Source organism: Pedobacter kyonggii (assembly GCF_004310665.1).
Lineage (GTDB): Bacteria > Bacteroidota > Bacteroidia > Sphingobacteriales > Sphingobacteriaceae > Pedobacter > Pedobacter kyonggii.
Genome location: NZ_SIXF01000062.1, coordinates 1 through 2,805, shown reverse-complemented (window position 1 = coordinate 2,805; position 2,805 = coordinate 1). Strand labels below are relative to the sequence as shown.

At 40.0% G+C, this 2,805-nt stretch carries 2 protein-coding genes and 3 rRNA genes; 1 reads left to right on the top strand and 4 read right to left on the bottom strand.

Annotated elements, in window-relative coordinates; all coding sequences use genetic code 11:
• Positions 1 to 92, bottom strand: a 16S ribosomal RNA gene (locus EYS08_RS25510); the annotation flags it as partial.
• A 916-nt stretch (positions 93 to 1,008) separates the two neighbouring features.
• A complete protein-coding gene (locus EYS08_RS25505; RefSeq protein ID WP_131032703.1) occupies positions 1,009 to 1,875 on the bottom strand; it encodes a DUF808 domain-containing protein in 867 nt (288 codons plus the stop codon).
• Positions 1,876 to 2,084: 209 nt separating this feature from the next.
• Between EYS08_RS25505 and EYS08_RS25960 the strand changes: the two genes are divergently transcribed.
• Complete coding sequence (locus EYS08_RS25960) at positions 2,085 to 2,255, top strand: hypothetical protein (RefSeq protein WP_165456560.1); 171 nt, start codon at positions 2,085 to 2,087, stop codon at positions 2,253 to 2,255.
• Positions 2,256 to 2,520: 265 nt separating this feature from the next.
• Here the strand turns inward: EYS08_RS25960 and rrf are convergent.
• A 5S ribosomal RNA gene (rrf, locus tag EYS08_RS25500) occupies positions 2,521 to 2,632 on the bottom strand.
• Between the two features lie 81 nt (positions 2,633 to 2,713).
• Positions 2,714 to 2,805: ribosomal RNA gene (locus tag EYS08_RS25495) — 23S ribosomal RNA — on the bottom strand; the annotation flags it as partial.

Sequence of the window (2,805 nt, the reverse complement as noted above, 5' to 3'; positions counted from 1 at the left end):
CTCATCCAGCAAGCTGGATGATATCGTTCGACTTGCATGTATTAGGCCTGCCGCTAGCGTTCATCCTGAGCCAGGATCAAACTCTCCATTGTAAAATGTGTTGTAAGATGCTGACCAGTTTTAACTATTGTTAAAAATAGTCTTCTTTTTTGTTATGTTGTCTGTTAGACACCACCTTTAAAATAAAGCTACGTAATCATGTACTTTGATCGGTACTCCATTACCTCGCTACGCTACATTGACATCTCTTTTAAGAACTTGTTGACCTGGTAAGCCTCGCGGCCGGTCACTTATATATCGTTAAACTTCAGTTACGGAAAGTCTTGTTCGTCTCTCCTGTGTTTCTGTTTATCTCAATCTTGTTTTGTTATCTTTCCGACATCCGCCGTTCCGATTTTCCGCTTCCTTTCGGTTGGGAGTGCAAAGGTAAGGATCTTTTCCAAACTTCCAAATAAAATAAATTTTATTTTCTCAGCCTTCTTTTCTCCCTTTTCCCCTTATTTCAATATGCTAATGTTATTTAGCTTCCCGTTCTTCCGAACCGGGCTGCAAAGGTAGCAATCTTTTCCTCTTCCGCAATATTTATTTTAAAATAAATCCCGCTCTCATCATCCCTGCGCCATCCTTTCATTCAAAACCCTTCCTCCGAAGCGGGATGCAAAAGTAGAAAAAATTAACGCTTCTGCAAAGATTTTACTCCGATTATCTGAAGGCTTAAGCTAACTCCATGGTTTTCAACAGGAAAAAGTTTCGAGGATAGCAAAACTTTTTAGGGGAACAGCTGTTTTGGGCGGGCTGCGCTTCCCACACTTACGGAGTTTTCCCTGCGCCCGGCCGTTTAAAACTTCGCAAGACCCTGCAGAATAAACCCGATAGCAGCGGCAGCTCCCTATTCTTCATCGGGACTACAGCGTATGGCGGGAGCAAACTTAGATAGTAGCACGGAACCTGCTTTGCTAAAAAACGACAAACAAAATTAACACTTGCAAATAGAATACTGGCAATTCTTTATTTTCTGACAATGGCTAACAGCTTTTTACCACCTATTACAACAAGCACAGAGGCAAGTCCAGCGGCCAATCCAAAAACAAATTCCCTAAGAATTGAAGGGAAAGTATGAAGAACATGATGCAAAAAGCCAACATTATGTGCAAAAATCCCACCTGAAACCAAGATTAGCGCTACCGTTCCTACAACACTCAATGTCTTTATTATAACTGGTAAAGAACGAACCAGTAGATTTCCGATGGAAGAAAGGATACCTTTTTCACCTGAGGCCTTCATTAAGCGATATCCAGCATCATCCATTCTTACAATAATTGCTACGATACCATAAACACCAACGGTAGCCAACAAAGCTACAGCTGACACCGTCATAATTTGTATAAGCAGCTTTTCTTCGAGCACACTTCCCAAAGCAATAATTACGATTTCTATTGATAAAATAAAATCGGTAATAATAGCTGATTTGATCTTCGCTTTTTCTTCCAACTCACCCTCTTGGATGACCTCTTTTGCTTCGATATGTGTGGGCTTTGATCGATGAATAAAATATTCAACAATTTTCTCCACCCCTTCATACGCCAGGTACAACCCGCCTAGTACCAAGATCACTTTAATCGCTACCGGAAAAAAGAAATTGAGTAATAGCGCAATTGGAACAATAATAAGTTTATTCACAAATGATCCCTTAGTGATTGCCCATAGTACCGGCAATTCTCTGGAAGAAAGAAAACCAGTTGATTTTTCTGCATTTACGGCTAAATCATCTCCCAAAATCCCCGCAGTCTTTTTGGCCGCTACCTTAGCTGTTACCGCTACATCGTCCATTAAAGCACCAATATCATCCAAAATCGCAAAAAAACCTGAAGCCATATCTAAAATCAATTATGCCGCAAAATATCAAATCCTTTCCAGATTCGAACAATCATATTTAAATCTTTAAGCTATATGGACTAAACAGTATTCTATAGACAGGGCTGGTTAAATCTATTAATGTGCCCGATCATCAGAAATATAATCGTAAAAAACATCCTCTTAAATAATTAAATACAGCGTTTAACTTATTTATTAAGCATATCTAGATGGCTAATATTTTGATGCTTTGGAGCGCAATAGCAGTAGCATATAGGTTGGGTTCGGTCCTGCTGTACACTGCAATCCTTTTTGGAAAGCCTTGGAATAAACAATCTACCAATGCCAAAAAGGGATTTCCGCTGCCATCAGGGCTATTTAACCTGGGATGGATGATGTAAAACGGATGATGGATCAGGTTCAGCGGGGATCAGCGTAATCTGTGGGAACAGAACCTTAACCCTTTTTAAACTCATTAATGGTAGAAATAACCGCTGTTCCAATTCCTTTCACCATTAAGGGATTAAGGACATTAAGGAACATCCGACATAAGGCCCCTTAACTTTCCTTCACTTCTTAATGTTGGAAAAGAGAAAGGCATAGACTATAAAATGCTTTTAAACGAAGAAAACCCTTCAACATTTCTGTTAAAGGGTTTCTTTTAAGATTTGGCACCGACCTACTCTCCCACGTGTTACCGCAGTACCATCGGCTCTGGTGGGCTTAACTTCTCTGTTCGGAATGGGAAGAGGTGGACACCACCGATATAGGCACCTAAATTTCTTTAGATAAGCTATCTCGAGCTTAAATGACATATTATTGAAAGAAGTTATGTTAGAAGAACAAACAACAGTCTGTTTGCTTTGAAAGCTTCGGATGATTAGTACTACTCGACTGTGCTGTCGCCAGCTTTACATCTGTAGCCTATCAACGTAGTAGTCTGCTACGGTC

Bases quoted from the DNA above. Each gene is read 5' to 3' on its own strand.
- EYS08_RS25505 (WP_131032703.1), bottom strand. From the start codon at position 1,875: ATGGCTTCAGGTTTTTTTGCGATTTTGGATGATATTGGTGCTTTAATG.
- EYS08_RS25960 (WP_165456560.1), top strand. From the start codon at position 2,085: ATGGCTAATATTTTGATGCTTTGGAGCGCAATAGCAGTAGCATATAGG.